At 59.7% G+C, this 20,789-nt stretch carries 19 protein-coding genes; 4 read left to right on the forward strand and 15 right to left on the reverse strand.

Going from position 1 to position 20,789, the window contains the following annotated elements:
* Positions 1–2: 2 nt before the first annotated feature.
* From xrtA to CD351_RS10760, 11 genes are all read right to left on the reverse strand, one after another.
* A complete protein-coding gene (xrtA, locus tag CD351_RS10710; protein ID WP_234027106.1) occupies positions 3–1,034 on the reverse strand; it encodes an exosortase A in 1,032 nt (343 codons plus the stop codon).
* Positions 1,024–2,253: a TIGR03087 family PEP-CTERM/XrtA system glycosyltransferase gene (locus CD351_RS10715; RefSeq protein WP_234027107.1), complete on the reverse strand. Its 1,230-nt coding sequence runs from the start codon at positions 2,251–2,253 to the stop codon at positions 1,024–1,026. The genes xrtA and CD351_RS10715 overlap by 11 nt, the downstream gene beginning before the upstream one ends.
* 10 nt (positions 2,254–2,263) lie before the next feature.
* Entirely contained in the window at positions 2,264–3,325 is a 1,062-nt protein-coding gene (locus tag CD351_RS10720) for a FemAB family XrtA/PEP-CTERM system-associated protein (protein WP_111992639.1), read from the reverse strand.
* Positions 3,322–4,257 (reverse strand): XrtA system polysaccharide deacetylase, encoded by a 936-nt coding sequence (locus tag CD351_RS10725; RefSeq protein WP_111992640.1) that lies wholly within the window; start codon positions 4,255–4,257, stop codon positions 3,322–3,324. Before CD351_RS10725 ends, CD351_RS10720 begins: the two co-directional genes overlap by 4 nt.
* Positions 4,258–4,260: 3 nt before the next feature.
* Positions 4,261–5,433, reverse strand: coding sequence for an XrtA/PEP-CTERM system-associated ATPase (locus CD351_RS10730; RefSeq protein WP_111992641.1), 1,173 nt, complete (start codon positions 5,431–5,433; stop codon positions 4,261–4,263).
* A gap of 20 nt (positions 5,434–5,453) precedes the next feature.
* Positions 5,454–7,073, reverse strand: a complete 1,620-nt coding sequence (locus tag CD351_RS10735; RefSeq protein WP_234027108.1) for a preprotein translocase subunit YajC — start codon at positions 7,071–7,073, stop codon at positions 5,454–5,456.
* A gap of 2 nt (positions 7,074–7,075) precedes the next feature.
* Complete coding sequence (locus CD351_RS10740; RefSeq protein WP_111992643.1) at positions 7,076–8,056, reverse strand: P-loop NTPase; 981 nt, start codon at positions 8,054–8,056, stop codon at positions 7,076–7,078.
* Between the two features lie 10 nt (positions 8,057–8,066).
* Positions 8,067–9,590, reverse strand: a complete 1,524-nt coding sequence (locus CD351_RS10745; RefSeq protein ID WP_111992644.1) for an XrtA system polysaccharide chain length determinant — start codon at positions 9,588–9,590, stop codon at positions 8,067–8,069.
* An 18-nt stretch (positions 9,591–9,608) separates the two neighbouring features.
* Positions 9,609–10,250 carry an XrtA/PEP-CTERM system exopolysaccharide export protein gene (locus CD351_RS10750; protein ID WP_111992645.1) on the reverse strand — a complete coding sequence of 214 codons (642 nt, stop codon included), beginning with the start codon at positions 10,248–10,250 and terminating at the stop codon, positions 9,609–9,611.
* 174 nt (positions 10,251–10,424) lie between these two features.
* Positions 10,425–11,657 carry a pyridoxal-dependent decarboxylase, exosortase A system-associated gene (locus CD351_RS10755; RefSeq protein ID WP_111992646.1) on the reverse strand — a complete coding sequence of 411 codons (1,233 nt, stop codon included), beginning with the start codon at positions 11,655–11,657 and terminating at the stop codon, positions 10,425–10,427.
* Positions 11,657–13,201 (reverse strand): acyl-CoA ligase (AMP-forming), exosortase A system-associated, encoded by a 1,545-nt coding sequence (locus tag CD351_RS10760; protein ID WP_111992647.1) that lies wholly within the window; start codon positions 13,199–13,201, stop codon positions 11,657–11,659. Before CD351_RS10760 ends, CD351_RS10755 begins: the two co-directional genes overlap by 1 nt.
* Before the next feature lie 25 nt (positions 13,202–13,226).
* Between CD351_RS10760 and CD351_RS10765 the strand changes: the two genes are divergently transcribed.
* From CD351_RS10765 to CD351_RS10780, 4 genes are all read left to right on the forward strand, one after another.
* Positions 13,227–14,249 carry a GNAT family N-acetyltransferase gene (locus CD351_RS10765; protein ID WP_111992648.1) on the forward strand — a complete coding sequence of 341 codons (1,023 nt, stop codon included), beginning with the start codon at positions 13,227–13,229 and terminating at the stop codon, positions 14,247–14,249.
* 123 nt (positions 14,250–14,372) lie between these two features.
* Positions 14,373–14,639, forward strand: a complete 267-nt coding sequence (locus CD351_RS10770; RefSeq protein WP_111992649.1) for a phosphopantetheine-binding protein — start codon at positions 14,373–14,375, stop codon at positions 14,637–14,639.
* 24 nt (positions 14,640–14,663) lie between these two features.
* Positions 14,664–15,347, forward strand: coding sequence for a hypothetical protein (locus CD351_RS10775; RefSeq protein ID WP_234027109.1), 684 nt, complete (start codon positions 14,664–14,666; stop codon positions 15,345–15,347).
* Entirely contained in the window at positions 15,344–16,135 is a 792-nt protein-coding gene (locus tag CD351_RS10780) for a hydrolase 1, exosortase A system-associated (protein ID WP_111992651.1), read from the forward strand. The genes CD351_RS10775 and CD351_RS10780 overlap by 4 nt, the downstream gene beginning before the upstream one ends.
* On the opposite strand, the gene CD351_RS10785 is transcribed toward CD351_RS10780, so the two are convergent.
* The 4 genes from CD351_RS10785 to ilvD are packed head-to-tail and all read right to left on the reverse strand — an operon-like array spanning position 16,132 to position 20,761.
* A complete protein-coding gene (locus tag CD351_RS10785) occupies positions 16,132–17,337 on the reverse strand; it encodes a class I SAM-dependent RNA methyltransferase (RefSeq protein ID WP_174214267.1) in 1,206 nt (401 codons plus the stop codon). The two genes, CD351_RS10780 and CD351_RS10785, sit on opposite strands and share 4 nt — an antisense overlap.
* Complete coding sequence (locus CD351_RS10790; RefSeq protein WP_111992652.1) at positions 17,328–18,719, reverse strand: NAD(P)H-hydrate dehydratase; 1,392 nt, start codon at positions 18,717–18,719, stop codon at positions 17,328–17,330. The genes CD351_RS10785 and CD351_RS10790 overlap by 10 nt, the downstream gene beginning before the upstream one ends.
* Positions 18,712–19,065 (reverse strand): hypothetical protein, encoded by a 354-nt coding sequence (locus CD351_RS10795; protein ID WP_162627693.1) that lies wholly within the window; start codon positions 19,063–19,065, stop codon positions 18,712–18,714. Before CD351_RS10795 ends, CD351_RS10790 begins: the two co-directional genes overlap by 8 nt.
* Positions 19,046–20,761, reverse strand: coding sequence for a dihydroxy-acid dehydratase (ilvD, locus tag CD351_RS10800; protein ID WP_111992654.1), 1,716 nt, complete (start codon positions 20,759–20,761; stop codon positions 19,046–19,048). The genes CD351_RS10795 and ilvD overlap by 20 nt, the downstream gene beginning before the upstream one ends.
* Positions 20,762–20,789 lie beyond the last annotated feature (28 nt).

Raw genomic sequence — 20,789 nt, forward strand, 5'->3', positions numbered from 1 at the left:
GGTTAGCCCAATGCTCCGGGGGCTACAATGCTCGCTGTTATTGCTGTGAGAATAACCATTGCGGCAAGACACGCGAACACAACGATTGCGCTCGACTGGAATCGCTCCATCGAGCGTATCAGCGCGAACCGCGCAACGCCATCAGCGGTCCAACCGTAGTTTTCGGGTTCCCGATCAAAGTAGCGCCAGGCAGCAGCCAGGATCAAGGCGACGACAATCGCAAAGAATATCCAACCGTAGAAGATATGGTCGAAGCCTGCTGCGAACTCCACCCCCTGGCTCTGCGCGATGTAGATCGTGCCCCAGGCGCGGATACCGTTCGCAACAATCGGCACGACGATCGATGCGAGAATGAACAGCGCGCGGTGCGACCAGCGCTCAAACCTTGTGAAGCACACGAGCACAGCAAGTGTCACCATGGCGATCAGGAACTTTACGCCGGAACAGGCTTCGGCAACGATGAAGAGGCCCGCAGGGGTGTCGATGTAGATCCCATCGATTTCAGCCGGAATGCCGCTCCAAAGCGTAAGCGCAATTGAGATTTCGGCAGTGATAGCCTGAAGCGGGGGAATGATTTCATCGCCGAATGGCACAAGGAACACTCCAAATGCGATAGGAAGCGCGAGAACCATTGAAGCTCTCGGGCCGATCGCCGCAATGACCATGCCTTGCAGCATCCCCACCGCGCCAGCGTGGGCAATCAGATTGATTTCGCTCGCCCTTCCCATCAGCCACAGTCCCAGTCCCGCCGCAACAATCGCCAGACCTGGCGACCATGAGCGCGGTACGACCTGAGCGAGTTCGCCGAACTTAAGCGCGACCAGCCAGCCAATGATTATCGGGACCAGAATGATGTGCGAATAGGTATCGATGTTCCACCATTGGTGCAGCATCTCGCCCCACTCGCGCGCTGTAAGAACGATCAAGGCAAATGAGGCAGCAGCCAGCAGGCCCAGTGCCTTTCGCCACTCGACCGGGATCTTTGCGATTGCCGCTGAAGAACTGCGAGATTGGGAGATGCTGTCAGGCTGCATTGCGCGCCTCGCTGCTTTGACCTGTGATGAGAGCCTCCAAGGGAGAAAGCATCGCATCCCACGCATGGTTCTCAAGAACGAATTCCCGCGCAGCTTGGCCAAGCTGAACGGCCTTTTCCGGGTCATCGACCAACTTCGAAGCGCAAGCGGCCATCGCTCCCGCATTCGCTTCACAGACGAGCCAATGGCGCCCATCCTCAGCGTCGATCCCCGTTGCAGCCTGAGGTGTAAGGAGAACGGGTCGCGCCATCGCCATTGCTTCAAGGACTTTGTTTTGAACCCCTCTTGCGATGGTGAGTGGCGCGAGAACGCATGTCGCTGCAGCAAGAAAGGGGCGCACGTCGGGCACCTCTCCCCAGACCGTCACTCCTGGCTTTGCGTTGCGCGATGACAATGCCTTGGTCGGATTGCGACCTATGACATGCAGTCGGGCCTTCGGCTGAAGCTCCTGTAGCTGAGGCAGAAGTTCGTCGATTGCCCACAACACGGCCGCTTCATTGGGAGGATAATCCATCTGTCCGGTAAAGACGAAAGCGGGGCCATCACTATCCAACAGAGCCTGATGAGGAACCACCTGCTCCGGATCGAAAGCATGCGCATCGATGCCGTTGCCGATGACCTGAACATTCGCCATCGAAGGAGATTGCAAGCGAGACTGGAAAAGCGCAGCCTCATTATCGCTGATCAGAACCGTCGCATCTGCGCGGCGACCCAGCCTCTCTTCTTCGCGTGCTAACAGGCGACCTTCGCGTGCGTTGAGCCAAACCCGCTGGCCCGCGGCTGCGTAACTTTCGAACTTGGCGCTATCGACATCGCACAGGTCAATAATCACACGGCCCGGATATTCCGCCGGAATGTATTGACCCATCTGGCCCGAGAACACGACGATCGTTTCGATATCTTGCGACGCGATCGTCTCTTGTACCCAGCGTTCCAGCACGGTGCTGTAGAACGCGGTAAGGCTGACCGGCTTTCCAGAAAGCACTGCCTCCACGCCAGCAAGGACGAGTGGCTTACTGCGATTGGCGATAAGGTGCGACGTGGCCAAAGCTTCGAGTTCAGCGATTCCTGCCCGGTCTTCTTCGCTTTCGGAAAAGGCGCCGACATGCACCGGCGCAATCTTCGCAAGTTTGCGGAGCAGGTTCGCGCTGCGGATTTTGTCGCCGCGATTGGGCGGAAAAGGCACGCGGTGCGCAAGGAAGAGAATATTGCCCGTCACGACCATCACCTCACGCCAGATCGCGCGCGATAAGCGGGCCCAGTCGATTGGCCACAGCCAGCGGGAGCTTCTTCCATACCGCGATCTTGCTTGCGTAAGCATCGCTCGTGGGATCGATGTCGCGCGCCTCTTCGCCTGGTGCGGTCCACGTCGAATATGTGAGAGGTTCAGGATCAAAGCCCCAGTTCTTCTTGAACCGGTATGGACCACTATCGGTTTTCGAACGGCCGAAATCGAAGCTGCTCATGCCCATTCGCCGCGCGTGGAGCATCAGCTCATAATACATCAGCTCATTTGCCCGCGCATCGCGAGAACAATGCTTGCCGCCGCCCCAGAAGGGCAGCACCGCGCCATTATGATAGAACGACAGGACGCTTGAGATTGGCACACCATCCTGAACGACTGTGAGGATATCGCTGCTTTCAGGAAACGCATCCAGCATCGCGCGGAAGAGCCGCTTCGGGAAAACAGGCGTTCCAAGGTTGCGCACGCTTTCTGAATAGACAGCGAAGTGAGCGGCAATATCTTGCGAACTTCGACCGATCCTGACCTCAAGTCCGTTCTTCAGCCCCTTGCGAACCTCTGCGCGCGCTTTACGCGGGATCGCCAGCAATTCCGCCTCATCGTCCTGCGCAAGGTCACGGGCAAACCCGCAATGTTTGTCGCTCACCGCTTTCCAACCCGGCGGAACAGGACCGCCGCGCATCTCGGCACTCGCAAAGCCATAGATCTGCGCATAATTCTCAACCGCACGTGCCAGAACGCGTGCGGCATCGTCACTCTCGGCGAGGATGCCTCCCCCAACTCCAAATCCGCTTGAGACGAGTGCCTGCCCAAACAATAGGGAGCGCACCTCGGTAAGCGGAACCCAGCCCGTGATTGCGCCCATTTGTTCGGTAATGAAACCGCTTGCGCGGTGACCCGAGGCGCGTTCTGCTGCTTTCAGCCATTGCGGCAGATGAAACAGACTTCCCCTCTCTTCGCTAACGAACTCCTCAATTCGACGAGCGAGGCGGTCGTCGGACAAATCGACAAGCGATGCCGTAACGGTCATGTTGAGAGGCGCGTTCATGATAGCGCCTTTGCTTCCACCGGCGGGCGAATAAAGGGTTTCGCCCGGCGAGCCTCCCGGCGCGCAACCTCATCCATACGCCCCCAGTCAAACTCCGCGACAAGGGTGGCAAGCTTCCCGTCCATCTTGTCGAGATTTGTATAGTGACGCAGCTTCGAACGGATCGGAGCGTTGGCGACACGCGGCTGATCGGGATCGACTTCCCACGGATGGAAGTAGAAAACCGCCGGGCGCTGGTCCACCTTGTTGACTTGACGGATGGCCCAGCGCGAAAATGCGTATGGCAGGACCCGAAAGAAGCCCCCTCCCCCTGCACCCACGCGGCGCTTGCCCAGCATCGCGGTGGTCACCGGGATTTCAACAAGGTCGGACCCTTCGACCGGGTTAAACGCGAAACGAGGCGCGTCGCGCCACCCGTAATGGTCATGCCTTACTGGGGCCACGCTGGACGAGTAGGCGTAGCCCTGCTCTGCAAGTTCCTCGAAGGCCCAGAGGCAACGCGGGTCGACAGAGAAACTTGGCGCGCGGTATCCGGTCACTTCCTGTCCGGAGCAATCTTCAAGGATCTCGCGGGCCTTGCGAATATCGTCGGCGAAGGCTTTGCGTTCGAACGTGAATACGCGCGCATGATCGTAACCATGGCTGGCGATTTCGTGCCCCGCCTCTGCGATGCGTCTGACCATCGATGGATGGCGCTCTGCAATCCAGCCAAGAGTGAAGAAAGTGCCCTTCACCCCAGCCTCGCCGAACAGGTCTAGGATGCGCGCGATATTGTCTTCGACCCGGGTGGAGATCGAGTCCCAGTCAGCCCGGTCGATTACGGTTTCGAAAGCGCCCACCTGAAACCAGTCTTCGACGTCAACTGAAAGACCATTCGCAATTGCGCGGCCCTCGATCATGTCGTGGTCTGAAAACGGATGAGGCGCGTTCATGGCTCAGGCAGCCTCGCGTGACGTGTCGTCCTCAAGCCATTCGATCAGCATCGTCAGCACGTGCCGGAACGAGCGCTCCTGCTCTTCAAGCCGCGATTCAATACGCTCCAAGGCCGCACCAAGTCCCGTGTCAGCATCGCCCGATGCAGGCAAAGGCGATGCGCCCGCAGCCCGCAGATCGTTGATTGCAGCTTCAAGCTCTGCCGTTCGTGCATCGCGCTGGGCGAGAAGGGCCGCGACTTCCGTGGCAGGCACACTGTCAATGTCCTGCCGTTCAGCAGGCGCCGCTGAATGCGTCGATACCGAATGCTGTCCCACAGGCTCGATGCTCAGGGGGCTCGGTTCGGGGCTCGATCCGCGCGACTGATCAGCGTTCATCTCAGCCATCACAGCGTCGAGCATTTGGCTTCCGACCTGATCCTTTTCCTCGATCGCGCCGAGCAGAAGCAGACGATTCATGACCTGGTTTACGCGGCGCGGAATACCATCAGTCGCCTTGTACAGCGCCTCAAGCAGCCCTTCTTTAAACAGAGGGCGTCCGTCCCAGCCAACGTGACGCAGGCGATGAAAGATGTAATCCTCTACCTCATCTTCATCGAGAGCTTCGAGATGGTGCGAGGCGATAATGCGCTGGCGCAGCTGATCAAGATCGGGGTGATGCGCAAGCGTACGGCGAAACTCCGGCTGACCGAGCAAAAGGCTCTGCAAAAGCGGATGGGCACCGAGTTGAAAATTGGAGAGCATTCGCAGCTCTTCGAGAGCGGTAAAGTCAAGGTTCTGGCATTCGTCGACCACGAGCAGGCAGCGCCGCCCTTCGCGAGCCTCGTCCTGCAGAAAGCGTTCGATTGCGCCCAGTGCACCGGCCTTGTCATGACCTTCGACCGCGAGGCCGAAAGCCTGAGCGATGACGTGAATAAGCTCCTCACCGTCAAGAGCGCTGGTGACAACCTGCGCGACGGTAAGCGCTTCGGGGTCGATACGTTCCATCAGGTGCGCGACCAGTGTCGATTTACCCGCGCCAACCTCACCGGTGATTACGATGAAGCCTTCGCCCTGGTTCATGCCATAACCAAGATAGCTCATCGCCTTCTTGTGACTGGCGCTTTCGAAATAGAATTGCGGGTCCGGCGTGAGCTGGAATGGGCGTCCGCTGAAGCCGTAATATTGATCGTACATCTCAGGTCAGCTCCGTGGGCTTAGAAATTATAGCGCAGGCCAAGCAGCGCGGTTGCGGTGGCAAAGTCTTCTGCGGTGAATTCGCTGTCGAAATAGTCGACCGCCAATGCGGCACGAGCCGATAGTCGCTCAGTGATCGAACGGTTATATGCGGCGGACGCGCCCACTGCGGTGAGATCGTTCCCCGGCGTGCCGGCTTCGAACCAGTTCGCGTAGGCATTGGCCTGAAGGTTTGCGCTGTTACCCAGCTGCCGTGTGAGCGCTCCGGTGACATAGTAGCTTTCGTCACGCAGGCCATCCGCGGCTTCCAGTGCGCTTCCAGCAGCGGCGATGAAGGTGCGACGGTCATAACCTGCGCCAAAGGCGGCGGTGAGGCGGCCCATCTGACGCTGATAAGTCGCGTTTACGCCGCGTCCTCGGAAAGCGGCAGAGCGGACCGAGCCAAAGGAATTAACGAGACCAGGCGTCTCTCCACCCGAAACCAGCCCGCCAAAATCTCCCGTGACGGGGTTGCGATTGGCCACGAAGTCGCTCGACAGGGCAGACAGCGCATTATTGAGCACACCGCCAAAACCGCTGATGCCGTCATAAACCGAAATGCTCAACGCACTGCGGCGACTGGGGATGTAGGTGAAGTTCCCGTAATAGGTGGTGCTGTCGTAACGTTCCCCCACCCGCGCTTCGAGCGAGGTGCGGGTAGAGGGACGCCAGAGGACGCCCACGTCCCAAAGCAGGCCGTCAACATCGAAGGCCACCAATCGCGGTGAGGACCGGTCGGTTACGACGCGGCCATCTGTGCCAATTACCGGATTACCAGCAGCATCGCGCAGCGCGTCGCGACTGGAAACCTCGACGTCCTCGTAACCAACGCCGCCCACGAAGGCGAGGCTTGGTGAAACCGGAATGGTCACATCGCCGCGTACGAAGGTGTCGCGCACGCGCTGGTCCAGGTTTGAGATGTCCTCCTGAAACCCGCCCGCAGTTACAGCGAGGCCAATGGGGAGAGGATCGCCAACACGTGTGCCTGCGCGAACTTGCCCTTGATAGGTCACGGAATCATCGAAGATATCGACCGGATTTCCGGCCTGATCGATCACCGCGTCATTGGCCTCGAAACGATTGTATCCGGCCCGCGCGAAACCTGTGACATCGAGAACGCCTAGGCGTGTGGCGATGGTTGGCCCGGCGTAGACGCTGTAGACTTGGCTCGTCGCATCATCGCTAACGAGAGGATTAGGCGAGACCGCTCCGCCTGTATCCACCCGCGTCCGGCTAGCAAGAGCCCCAGCTTCGAGCGTGAGGGCACGCGGGATGACGGATAAGTAACCGCGCGCGACACCGCTGATCGTGTCGGTATCGACTGCATCACCGTAGCCGATGTTGCGCTCATACCGGACTGATACGGAAGCGCCGCTGTTACGGCCTTGCGCATTGACGTCGACGCCGGCTGCCACTTGAGTGAAGGTCAACACCTCATCGCCCGGCGACAACTCGGCGGTCAGGATTTGACTGACCTCGATATAGGGCTGGATAAAGACCGCTCTACGGTCACCATCCTGCTGTTCGGACTGGGCTTGCACCGGTGCCGCAGCAGCAAGAGCCGCGCACCCAACGAGAAGCGTTTCCCGGAAGAACCGCATGATCATTCCTCCCTTTCGCCATAATCGCCGAAGCGGCGACCTGACGGGCTGAATTGCGCCGCATTGAGGAGCAGCTTGATATCCGGGCAGGCCGACAGGAGCTGGCGAGCATCGTCGAGTGCCGCGCGGCTCGTCTCGTCAGCGCGCACGACGAGAAGAGCTTGCCCGGCATGGGCGGCCAACTCTGCAGCCGGGGACGCGGCCAAGGCAGGCGGCGTGTCGAAAATCAGAAAACGATTGGGAGCGCCTCGTGTGAGGCGATCAAGCACCTCACCGGTGCGTGCGCTGGTCAGGTATTCGGCATCAAGGACGCTGCTTGTACCCGCCTGCATGACGAACAGACCGTCAATATCGGTCGCAGACACAAGGTTTTCCGGCTTGATCGATGGATCAACCAGCGCATCCATCAGGCCCGCACCCTCTTCGATACCAAGGCGGCGCGAGACGGAGGGATTGATCACGTCGGCATCGACCAGCACGACCTCAATATCGCGCTCTGCAGAAAGGGCGAGCGCAAGGTTCGCAGCGCAGTAGGTCTTGCCCTCGCCCGAATGCGGTGAGCAGACAAGCACCCGCCGTGAGGCATCGTCGCCAGCTGCACGTGCATCGGCGATCAGCTCTCTCTTCACGATGCGAAACTCTTCCAGCAGCCCGGTCACAGGCTCCTCGGGAACAATCAGGCCCGCATCGCGCAGCTTGCCGCGATCGACAGTGACCCGCTGCCCTTTAAGAGCCAACGGCTGCTCAACACGAGGCGTCGGTGCAGGTTGGGTTTGCACACGGGCGGATTCTGATGGGGCAGGGCGAGGCGCGGGTGAGGCTTGCGCACGCTCGGGCGGTCGCTTCGTTCTTGGCAGATTGTTGGGCACTACCGCAGGCGCGATGCGGTCGAGGCCAAAGGCGGCGTCGGCGCGCTCGAACAGCGACGCGCTCTTGTGAGCGCGCTCGGCTGACTTGCGATCTATCTTGCTATGCTCGGTCATGCTCGCCTCCTCACGCGATCGTTCCGACCGAGACAATCTCGATCGCCAGAAGGACGACAAGCACGCCGAACAAGCCTGCGGTCGCACCGGCAAACTGCTTGAACCGGCGGCGGCGAAGAGCCTTTGCGGTTTCCGAAAGGGTCAGCGAAATCGACCCGATCACCGGCAGACCCATGGACTTTTCCAGGCTCTGCGAAGTCGAGTACGTGGAACGCAACTGACCCATGACATAGGCAACCCCGGCACCAGCCCCCAGCCCCACAAACAACACTGCGATCAGCAGCAACGGACGATTGGGCGCGGATGGCGCTTGCGGAACGACTGGCGGGTCAACCAGCTCGAACTTGAACTGACTGGTTTCGTCGATCACGTCGCCGCGCGTGCGCAGTTTTTCGCGATCTTCCAGCAGTCGCTCGTAGTTTTTGCGGAGCACGTCGTAGTCGCGACTGATCCGGTTTGCCTCTGCTGCGACAGCAGGTTCGGTAGCCTGACTTGCCGCAAGCGAAGCGAGATTGGATTGGAGGGCAGCGCGGCGCGCTTGCAACGAGTCGATCGTCGCCTGACGGTCGGCGCGAAGGGCCACTAACTGAGAATAGGCCGGGTTCGGTGAACCTGTTACCTCGCCCGGACCCGCAGCAGCGACCTGACGGCTCAAAATATCAACCTGTCGACTGGTCGACACGACGTCAGGGTGTTGATTGGTGAGACCCCGAGAGCGCAATTCCGCAAGCTGTGACTGCGCCTGCAAGAGCGCTGCTTGGGGACCCACCGCCCCGGGACCACCGGCGATGGTGCGCGGGGTCGAAGCGATCTGAGAATTCATCTGTGCCAGCGCGCTCGATGCCGCAGCAAGGTCCGCGTCGATATCGCGAAGTTCGGCACGGGCTTGCTGCACGCGCGCCGAAAGCGAGACTGACCCGCCCGCCAGATCCGGGTACTGCGCTTCGAAAGAAAGCCGGCGCTCCTCGGCCTGCTCGAGCTCAAGCTTGCGCTCTTCCAGTTGGTCGTTGAGATCGGCAATTGCCCCGCTGACCTGCGCGCGGTTGCCGGAGATATGTTCTTCGCGAAAGATATCGAGCAGCTTCTGGACTACGTTACGCGCGAGCACCGCGTTTTCGGCATCGCTCAGACTGCGAACACCGACTTCGGCGGTGATCGAGAAGAGATTGTCCTCTTCGCTCTCGACTTTGACGTTTTCCGAGAGGCGCGCGATCGCGGTGTCCATCTCGCTCTGCTGTGAGATGTCCTGGCCCAGCTTTGTCGCGGTTATGACCTTTTCAAGATTGACCGAGCCGAGCAGTGTCTGACGCACTTCGCGGATCTCTTCCTGGCCATCACCGGCGATGCCGAGTTGTTCGGAAAGGACGTCATCCACGTCGACATAGATGCGCGCTTTGGATTCGTAGGAATTGGGGATCAGCGCAACCACCAGCCAGCCCAGAAGGCAGACTCCCCACGCCACGGCAAGCACCAGCCAGCGGCGGTGCCATACCGAATAGAGCGCCGTGCGCAGATCGTCGAAGAGTTCGTTCATCCTCCCGTCCGAGCTCCCTTAAAATCGGCTCTCGGGGATGATGATCGTGTCACCCGGACGAAGCATGACATTAGCAGTGCTGTCACCGCGCTTAAGAAGGTCGGAAAGGCGCAGGCGGTATTCCTTCTGCGTACCAGCCTCGCGATCGATACGGAGCAGCTTGGCACGATTGCCAGCAGCAAACTCTCCCAGACCACCGACCGCGATCATCGCGTCGAGAACCGTCATATTGGCGCGGTAGGGCAGCGACGCTGGCTGCTCAGTCGATCCGACCACGCGGATCTGCTGATCGAAAGTGGAATTGAACTGGTTTACAATGACAGAGACGATCGGCTGCTCGATATATTGAACAAGCTCGTCCTTGATATCGTCCTGAAGCTGTGTCGCCGTTTTGCCCACCGCAGGCATGTCACGCACGAGCGGGATCGTGATCCGCCCGTCTGGGCGCACCTGGATCTTCTCTGCACTCAGTTCGGGATTCCGCCAGACATGGATCGTAATCTCATCGAGCGGACCGATGATGTATTCTTCGCTCGGCTCGCTCTGTGCGCCGGCATAGCTCGCCGAGGGCAGCTCCGGACCGCTACCGGCGCATGCCGAGATAGCTAAAGTAGCAAGAGAGATTCCCGCAAGACGGGCGAGAGTAAGCGAATTGGGCATTGATACGTATCCTTGGCCAGATGCTGCGGCCCCGGATCGTCATGGCAGGAGCGACCTGCCTCACCCGGGTTCGCGAATGACCCGGAACTTGTGCTCTATAATGGTGAACATATTGTTAGTGATACGTGGCAGTTTACCCGCCCATCCCGTTTCGGGACAGCCGCTCTGCCAACCCTAAACGAGCATTTCGGCAGCAGGCCCATGACCCAGAAAATTCTGCGGACTCGCCGTGGCGCCGTAGGCTCCAGCGCAGAACACCGCGACGAGATCACCCACGTCTGCTCGGGGTAGAAATGCTGCGTCTGCCAGCCGGTCAAGGGGTGTGCAAAGGCATCCGACGACGTTAACCACGTCGTCAGCTTCGCGCTCAAAACAGCTTGCGATAGCGACAGGATAGTTGCGCCTTACGACCGTTCCGAAATTGCCGGACGCAGCGAGCTGGTGGTGCAAGCCGCCATCAGTCACGAGGTAAGTTACCCCGTGACTGACTTTGCGATCGATCACTCGGCACAGATAGACGCCCGCTTCGCCGACAAGATAGCGCCCAAGCTCCAGGCAAAGCTCTGTATCATGCAGGCTATCGGGGAGATCGGAAATCCGTTCATCAAGCGCCTGACCCACCGCATCGAGGTCAAGCGGCTCATCTCCGGGGAAATAAGGAATACCAAAACCCCCGCCCATATTCAGCTTTGGCAAGCCCTCACCGATTTCATCAGCCAGTCTTGCTGCAAGGTCGATGACGTTCCCCTGTGCCTCAATAATCGCATCGGCGCTGAGCGCCTGGCTTCCCGTGAAGATATGCAGGCCGCGCCAGTGTGCACCGCCAGCGATCAGCATCCGAGCCAGAGCAGGCACACGTTCAGCATCGACGCCGAACGGCTTGGCACCGCCGCCCATCTTCATGCCCGAGCCCTTGAGTTCGAAATCGGGGTTCACCCGGATCGCAATTCGAGGAGCTTTTCCAAGACGCTGAGCAATCGCGAGAGCCCGCTCGCCCTCCCCTTCAGACTCGCAGTTGAGTGTTGCTCCTGCAGAAATTGCTGCTTCAAGCTCGTCGTCGCGCTTTCCCGGTCCGGCGAAACTCACTCTCGATGCGTCAATGCCTGCATCCTCAAGCTTCGCCAATTCTCCTGACGATGCGACGTCGAACCCGTCGACCAGCGAATCCATGTGAGCAATTACAGCGGGATGAGGGTTCGCCTTGACCGCATAATTCACTCCGATCCGTTGAGGCAGCGCGGCGCGCAGATCAGCCATGCGGCGATCAAGATGCTTTTTCGAATAAACGAACAACGGCGTTCGACCGGCCGTTTCGACAAGGCTGGTTGCAGTCTGCCCGCCGATGGCAAGCTCGCCATCTCTGGCCTCATATCCGCTTGGGATCGGTCCGGCTGGCTTGGTCTTCATCACGCACCCTCACCTGTCAGTTCACGATAGAGCGCTGTCCGATCAATCTTGCCATTCGGATTTAGCGGCATGGCATCACGCCAATGGATTACCTGTGGCTGCATGAAATTGGGTAGCTCTTTCAGTAGCATTTTCGGAAGCGTTGCCTGCTGTGCTTCGTCACTGGTCCCTCGAACAACGAGGTGAACCGCGTGACCCAGCCGATCATCGGGAATGCCAAGTGCAACGGCTTCGGAAACGAGGTCTGTGGCGATCGCTGCTTCTTCAACCTCCTGAGGGCTGATCCGGTTGCCAGCGCTCTTGATCATCGCATCGCGACGTCCGACGAAATAGAGCAGACCATCGTGCGCCCTTCTCACCCGGTCACCTGACCACACCGCTACACCGCCATATCTGGACTGGTCGGGCGCAGGCTTGAAACGCTCTGCTGTGCGCTCGGGATCCTGCCAATACCCTTGCGCCACCAAGGGCCCGCAGTGAACAAGCTCCCCCTCTTCTTCGGGTGCTGCCACCGCGCCAGCGTCATTGATCACCATGATCTCGGCAAAGGGAATGGCGGTTCCCATCGAAGTCGGGTGCTGGGCAACAAGTGCAGGTTCGAGATAAGTGGAGCGAAATGCCTCAGTGAGGCCGTACATCGGATAGAGGTCGGCAAGAGGAAATATCTGTCGCAAATCGTTTACAAGGTCGGTTGTCAGCGCGCCCCCGCTGTTGGTGAGGCGCCGCAGCGAAGAGCTGGCTTCTTTAGGCCATTCGAGCTCGGTCAGTTGAACCCACAAAGGCGGTACGGCGGCAAGCGTCGTTACCTGATGCTTGGCGCAAGCCTTCGCGACGTCGCGGGGGAACAGGAAGTCCAGTGGGGCCACGCAGCCACCGGCATACCATGTAGAGAGCAGTTGATTTTGCCCGTAGTCGAAGGAAAGCGGCAAAACGGCGAGAGTGACGTCATCGGAAGCCATGCCAAGATAGCCCGCCACGCTCACTGCACCAAGCCACAGATTGGCGTGACTCAGCATGACGCCCTTGGGCCTGCCGGTCGAACCCGACGTATAGAGGATTGCGCACAAATCGCCCGTATGCGCTTGCGAAGGTCCAAGACTGATCCCTGTCGCATAGGCTGCTTCGATCGCTGCAACCTCCTCGAGCAAAGAACAATCGTCGGGGGTGTCGCCAGCGTCCAGCGATCTCAGCCTCGATCCCGTGCCGATGAGCATCTTTGCCCCGCTGTCGGCCAGAATATGCGCAACCTGAGCGCGTTTGAGCAACGGATTAATCGGTACATGGACCTTGCCCGCTCTCGCAGCAGCCAGCGGCAACAGGCAGGTCAATTCACCTTTCGATGCCCAGCTCGCGATGCGCGCGCCGGGCTCGGCAACCTCCTGAGCTATCCAACCCGCAAGCAATTCGACACGCTGTCTTAACTCATCGTGGTTAAGCACAGCATCGCGAAGCACCAATGCCGGCGCATCGTCTTTACCCATCGCCGCCGCCCTTTGGGTGAGATGATCGATCGGAAAAGGTGTTGAATCGAGGGTTTCGTGCATCGGTGTCCAAAGGGAATGAGTACGAGTGATCGAAGCGCGGTATCACGACAGGGTTAACGTCTTGCAAGACCTCTTTGAAAAAGGAGTTCCTGCAACGACGGCCCCGTTCGATCGCGCCGAATGGTACGGTTTGCTTGCCGAGACCGGTCTTACCCCGCTCATCGCCATCGCGACAGACGCGGACAAGGCAGCCGCTCTTGCACTGATGGAGCGAAATGGACGAATTACCCCCCTTCGCAACTGGTACAGTTTCACCTGGCGTCAGCTGGCAACTGAAGGGCCTGAGGGCGACCGACTGCTCACTGAGATTGCGCGCCAGCTCAAACAGCGCGCGCACCGCGTAACTCTCGAACCTGTGCCTGACGAGGATGGCTCCGCAACACGGCTGGCAAAGGCATTTTCGACCGCTGGCTGGCGTGTTGAAGTCACGCATCAAGACACAAACCATGTGCTTCACGTGGGAGGCCAATCTTTCGAACAATACTGGCAAGGCCGTCCTGGCAAGCTGCGAACAACACTAAAGCGCAAGGCCAAGAAGGTCGAAACTCGGGTCCTGAGTCATTTTGACGAAGAGCTTTGGGCGCAATATGAAGCCATTTACGCGTCAAGCTGGAAGCCTGAGGAAGACGAACCCTCGATGCTTCGTCAGTTCGCTCGCGAAGAAGGCGCATCTGGTCGGTTGCGTTTTGGTATCGCCCATCACGACGGAAAAGCAGTCGCGGCGCAATGTTGGACCGTCGAAAACGGCACGGCGTACATTCACAAGCTCGCGCACCTCGAAAGCGTCCGCAACCTCTCTGCGGGCACGACACTCACCGCTGCCTTATTCCGGCAGGTGATCGATATCGATGGAGTAAAACTTGTCGATTTCGGCACCGGTGACCAGGCCTACAAAGCCGACTGGATGAATGCAGCAAGACCCCGCTACCGGATCGATTGCCTCGATCTTGGCAGTCCGCGCGCCTGGGTCGATCTTGCTCGCCAGACCGCATGGCGCCTAACTGAGCCCGACGTCCCCGCGCTTGCGCCTTACCCCCCGCGCGGTTAAGGGCGCGGGCCAAGAGTTATATAAACCGCCCGATAGCCAGCGGCGCCCCAGTAGGATCGATCAGAAATGAGCACTTCTTCTGCGACCGGAAAAACTCCTGAGAAGACCGCACCGGGCCTTGCGATGAGCCGGGCAGCGCTCGACAAAGAGCTTAAGTCGATCATCTCCGACGTTCTGGGGATCGATGAAGAAACCGCAGATGCGCTCGACGACGAAAGCGGTTTGTTTGGTCATCTTCCCGAACTTGATTCCATGGCCGTTGCCGGGCTGCTGACCGAAATGGAAGATCGTCTCGATATCGTCATCGAAGATGATGACGTCGATGGCGAGATGCTGGAAACCTATGGCGGGCTTCTGGCGTTTGCCGAAGGTAAGCTGGCCGAGCGCTAACGCGCGCGCCAAGCGACACACCGCATGATCTCAACCTGGACAGCCTCTCTACCCGGCGGCAAAACCTCCGAGGAGATGCTGGTCAGTCTGGATCAGGGGCGCGCGAGACGGGTGCTTATCGTGCCTGCATGGTTTGACGAGGCCAACAAGCTGCGGCGGTTCACAATAGAGACGATGCGAGCGCTGGATGAGGACGGCGTTGACTCTTTTTTGCCCGATCTACCCGGCACAAATGAGAGCCTCGTTCCTTTGGAAAATCAGTCGATCGCGAGTTGGCAATCGGCTGCAAGGGACGTTTCGGAGCAAGTGGGAGCCACTCATGTTCTGGCGATCCGCGCCGGAGCGCTTATTGCGCCGCATGACCTTCCCGGGTGGCTCTATGCTCCTCAAACCGGTCCAAAGCAGCTTCGTGCCATGCTGCGCGCCCGCACGATCGCATCACGCGAAAGCGGGATAGATGAGTCTGGCGAGGGACTTCTGGAAATTGGTCGTCGCGAAGGTCTTACGCTTGCCGGTTGGCGAATTGGTCATGAGATGCTGCGCGAGATGGAGACGGCAGAGCCGGCACCAAACAACGCCCACACTACGATTGCGCAGAAAGAACTGGGCGGGCCAGGATTGTGGCTCAGGGCAGAGCCGGACGAGGACGCCGCACAATCAGCAGCGCTTGCTGCGATCGTGGCTGACGACCAGTGTGGCGCCAAGTGAGCCGGCTGCACTTTCAATTCGGCTGCGGAAGCCTGAAGCTTGCGGGGTCTCTGGACACTGCCCCGGGCAGCACTGGCTTGTTACTGGTCAGCGGCGGCAACGAAATCCGTTCGGGCGCTTTTTCGGGGCAGTCACACCTTGCCGCGGCAATAGCGTCGAAAGGTTTTCCGGTTTTCCGGTTCGACCGGCGCGGGATCGGGGGCAGCGAAGGCGAAAATCGCGGGTTTCGATCATCTGCCAAGGATATTCGCGCCGCGCTTGAGGCATTTCGCGGCATGGTCCCGCAAATGGACCGCGTGTTTGCCTTTGGAAACTGCGACGCCGCCTCTGCTCTGATGCTGACCGGGGGTGAGAGGCTTGAAGGCCTTATCCTTTCCAATCCGTGGACTATCGAGAGCAACGAAGAAGAAGGCGACGCCGCTTCCAATCACACGCCCGATGCGATCCGCGCTAGGTATGCCGAGAAGCTGAGGAACCCGCGCGAAATTGCACGCCTTTTGCGTGGCGGAGTGGACCTGAGAAAGCTGGGCAGAGGCGTGCTTTCCTCGTTGCGCCCGGCGCCTGCGCCATCAACGCTCGCACAGGAGATGAAGACCGGCCTCGACGATTTCGAAGGACATGTCGCGATCCTTCTCGCGACAGCAGACCGGACTGCGCAATTGTTCGAGGCGGCGTGGGAAAGCTCCGATCCCCGCATCGCTCGATGCGAAGGGGCGGGACACTCCTATGTCGACGACGAGCATCGCGAATGGCTTGAGGCGCAAATTCTCATAGCATTGCGCAGTTAGCGGCTGAAAACGCTCACCAATTCCACGTGGGTCGACCATCGGAACTGCCCAACCGGTCGCAGCGTTTCAAGGTTGTAGCCTGCGTCGCACAACACGGCTGCATCGCGGGCCCAGCTCGACGGATTACAGCTTACATAAACGGCACGCGGGCAGTCACTTTGGGCAAGCTGAGCGACCTGCGCCCTCGCCCCTGCCCGCGGCGGGTCAAGCAACACGCCTTCAAACCTGCTCAGTTCTGCCGCCTGTAGCGGGTTCCGGAACAGATCGCGGTGCATCGTCAGAACGCGTCCACCAGTCCTCACCGCAGAAGCCTTGCATGCCAGATGAGCCGCCTGATCCGCTTCAACCGCCAACACCTTGCGTCCAGCAGGTCCGCTCCTTGCCAGGGCAAACGCGAAAGTCCCGAGGCCAGCGAACAGGTCCGCCACGATCCGCGCATCGTCCAACGCCTGCCCGGCGTCGACAACCATCAGATCTTCGGCGTCCTGTGTCGCCTGAAGAAATGCTCCTGCAGGCATGGCGACGGGAACGCCGGAAAGCGAAATTGTCGCTGGTTCCGGCTCCCACACCGTCTCGGCTCCATAGCCCTGATCGATCGTAAGCCGCGCAAGTTGATGTCCGCGCGCAAAATCCAGCGCCGCTTCGGTCGCTGCAAGCCCATCAAGCGGAAAATGCGACAGACCCACATCGACGCCCTGATCGCAAAGTGTCAGAGCGATATCGACGTTACGCTTGGGTCCATGCTTCGCGACAAACTCACGCATCGCCGGGATCAGGGTCGCCAGCTCGGGCCTGAGCACCGGGCACTCCGAAAGATCGACAAGCCGATGCGAACCCGCCTCGCGAAAGCCCACGATTGCGCCGTTGGCAACCCTGAGGGCATGGAGCGACGCTCGCCTACGGGAACCTTCGGGAGAGAGGTGTTCAGGCAGCAAATCGCCGATGTCCACACCCTGCCCTCGCGCTGCGTTGACCACCCGGTCACGCACGAATGCTCGCAGGATTTCCTCGTCCGCGTGCTGAAGCTGGCAACCCCCGCAGACGGTGAAGTGCCGGCACGCCGGATCGACATGGTGGGCACCGCGTTCGATGATGCCATCCGAGGCGACCACATCGCCCGGAACTGCGAGCGATACATGCTGGCCATCGGCAGTCACACCATCACCCTCCGCAGCAAGGCGAACAATCTCGCTCACAGGCATTCCGCCAATGCACCAGATACTGCGTGGGCAAGCTCCATCGCTGTAAATGCAGCGCCGCATCGTTGAGCAGCGCGGCTGTGCAGCCAAGCCGCCTCACAAGCTGCATCGAAGGGCTCAGCTCCAGAAGCGAGGCGACTGACCGCAATCCCCGCCAGCACGTCGCCGGTTCCAGCAATCGAAAGCCACGACGGTGCCGGTGGTACCAGACACACACGGCCATCTGGCGCAGCGATAGCACTATCGGGTCCCTTTGCGAGGACGACCATTCCGCTTCCCCTTGCCAGAGCCAAGGCCCGATCGCGGCGACTTTCCGCAACCACACTGAAAGCCCTGCATAGCTTTTCGAGTTCGCCATCATGAGGCGTGGCGAGAGCAACCGGGTCATCGGGCAGCATGTCCGGACGGAGCAACATCAAGGCGTCAGCATCGAGAACCGTAGGTTTCTTCATCGAAAGCGCATACGAAAGGCGCTCCTCCGCCCCATCATCGCGCCCCAAACCCGGCCCGATCAGGATTCCATCGAGCCGCCTATCACCAAGCGCCTCGGCCAATGGAGAAGTGTCGATCACAAGACCCGGATCGGTACGACCGGTAGCCTGATCGGCGAAAAGCTTCACATACCCAGCGCCGCTGCGCATCGCTGCCTCTGACGCGAGGACTGCAGCGCCGGGCATCGAGCCTCCCACGACAGCAGCAAAGCCCCTGCGGTATTTGTGAGCGTCAAGCGAAGGCGGTGCCAGTCGCGGTTTCGAAACAGCATGCGCGGCCCCCTCAACGTCTTCGACGCCAATGGGAACGAGGCGCTTGGTTCCCATCTTGGCGCGGCCAGGAAGCAACCAGTGTGCGAACTTCCAAGCGCCGAGCGCGAGGGTGACGTCAAACTCGGGGAGCTTGTCGTTAAGGAGCGCGCCTGTGTCGCTCGCAATCCCAGATGGCACATCGATCGCAATCCTCGTGGCGTGTCGATCCGCCAGATCGCGAAGGAGAAGAGCGTGTTCGCCCGAAAGCGGGCGCGAGAGGCCCGACCCGAACAGGCAATCGACAAGGATATCGGCGCCCTGACGATTTCCGGAGGTAAGAACGGCGCCACCCCAAAGGTTGCGAGCCTCCTGCGCTGCGTCAGTCTTGGGTTCCAGAGGCGCGATCACGGTTACTTCGTTGCCGAACTCGCGAAGTCGGTGGGCGATGACATAGCCATCACCGCCATTATTGCCGGGTCCGCAAAGGACGGTAACGCTGCGTCCGCCTGCCAAGCGCCGTATCCATTCCGCAGCGCCTCCAGCGGCAAGCTGCATAAGCTCGAAAACGCTTGTGCCCCTATCGAAAATACGTTGCTCAGCAGCCTGCATCTGAGATGCGGTAAGGATCTGAGAGCTATTCATACTGAGGAGCCGTGATCAGGGCCGGGTCGACCCGGTAGACATCGTCCTCGACTGCGAACTCCAACGGACTATCATCGCTTATGACCGCAACCGGCGCAGCGCCATCGATGGATATCACCGAGACGCCTTGATCATTCTGTTGGACTTCGAAGCGTCTGAAACCGCCGTTCGGCCCGTGAATGACAAACTGCCGCGGTCCCAGTTTTTCAAGCACACACTCTTTGGAATAGTCGGCCCCTGTTCCTATCGCGCAATCCACCATATCGACTTCGGGCATCGGGCTGCCAGTGCCGCAGGCAGCAAGAGCAACGGTGCTCGAGGCGACGCTAGATATCCGCGAAAACATGTGTTTCAGACTTGGCCCCCGGATGAGTGAGCGCACCATTTCGCGCAGGCCCGACATTTTGAGCATAACGCCAAAGAGCGCCCGACTGGTAATCGTTGGTGCGCGGCTCCCATTTTTGACGGCGTTGTTCTAGCACGCTTTCATCGACCTCAAGGTCGATTGTGCCCCGCTCAGCATCGATACTGATCGTATCGCCATCCTCGATCAGTGCGATTGGTCCGCATTCGGCCGCCTCTGGCCCGACATGCCCGATGCAAAAGCCACGCGTGGCCCCCGAGAACCGTCCGTCTGTGATGAGGGCAACTTTCTCTCCCATACCCTGTCCGTAAAGCGCAGCGGTTGTAGCAAGCATCTCGCGCATGCCGGGGCCGCCCTTGGGCCCTTCGTACCGGATCACGATGACGCTGCCCTCTGTGATATCGCGGTTCTCAACCGCAGCAAAAGCATCTTCTTCACATTCAAAGACACGCGCCGGACCTGAGAATTGCAGTCGCGCCATCCCGGCGACTTTCACAATCGCTCCATCGGGCGCGAGCGAGCCTTTGAGTCCGACGACTCCGCCGGTCGGGGTGATCGGACTTTTCACATCGTAGAACACCTTCTGATCGGGATTCCAGGTGATCTCCTCGATATTCTCACCCAGCGTCTTGCCGGTGACCGTCATCGGCTCAGGGTCGAGAAAACCGCCATCCAGAAGCGTTTTCATGCCCATGTAGACGCCGCCTGCCTCGTGCATATCCTTGGCCACGTACTTCCCGCCGGGCTTGAGGTCGGCGATGTATGGGGTGGATTTGAATATCTCTGCCACGTCGAAGAGATCGAAATCTATCCCGCACTCGCTTGCCATAGCGGGAAGGTGAAGCGCGGCATTGGTGGAACCGCCGGTTGCCGCGACGACGCGTGCAGCGTTTTCAAAGGCGGCCCGTGTGCAGATATCCCGAGGACGCAGATTGCGTTCCAGAAGGACCATCACCTGCTCTCCAGCGGCACGCGCGATTTCTTCGCGCGAAGTGTAAGGTGCAGGCGCCATATTGCTGTTTGGCAAAGACAATCCGATTGCCTCGCCAACACAGGCCATAGTGTTAGCTGTAAACTGACCACCACATGCGCCGTGTCCGGGGCAAGCTACCTTTTCCAGCGCGATCAATTCCTGAAGCGGGCAATTGCCAGCGGCATGCTGGCCTACGGCCTCGAACACGTCGACTACGGTTACGTCCTTACCGTTATGGGTGCCGGGGAGGATCGAACCGCCGTAAACGAAGATGCTTGGCACGTTCAGCCTCAGCATCGCCATCATCATTCCCGGCAGGCTCTTGTCGCAACCGGCAAAGCCGACCAGAGCGTCATAGCAGTGACCGCGCACCGACAGTTCGACCGAATCCGCGATCACCTCTCGGCTTACCAGAGAGCTTTTCATGCCCTGGTGACCCATCGCGATCCCATCGGTCACGGTGATCGTGTTGAAACGGCGCGGCGTGCCTCCGCCGGCGATGACACCTTCGCGGCAGATGTTAGCCTGCGGATCAAGAGTGGTGTTGCACGGTGCGGAATCGTTGCCCGCACTTGCGACAGCGACGAAGGGCCGCGCGATTTCTTCCTCGCTCATACCCATCGCGTAGTAATAGGACCGGTGCGGTGCCCGCTCCGGACCGACCGAAACGTGCCGGCTTGGCAATCTGGATTTGTCGAAAGGCATGGTGTTTCCCGTCGCTGATATACGATGA

The organism is Erythrobacter sp. KY5 (genome assembly GCF_003264115.1).
Taxonomy (GTDB): domain Bacteria; phylum Pseudomonadota; class Alphaproteobacteria; order Sphingomonadales; family Sphingomonadaceae; genus Erythrobacter.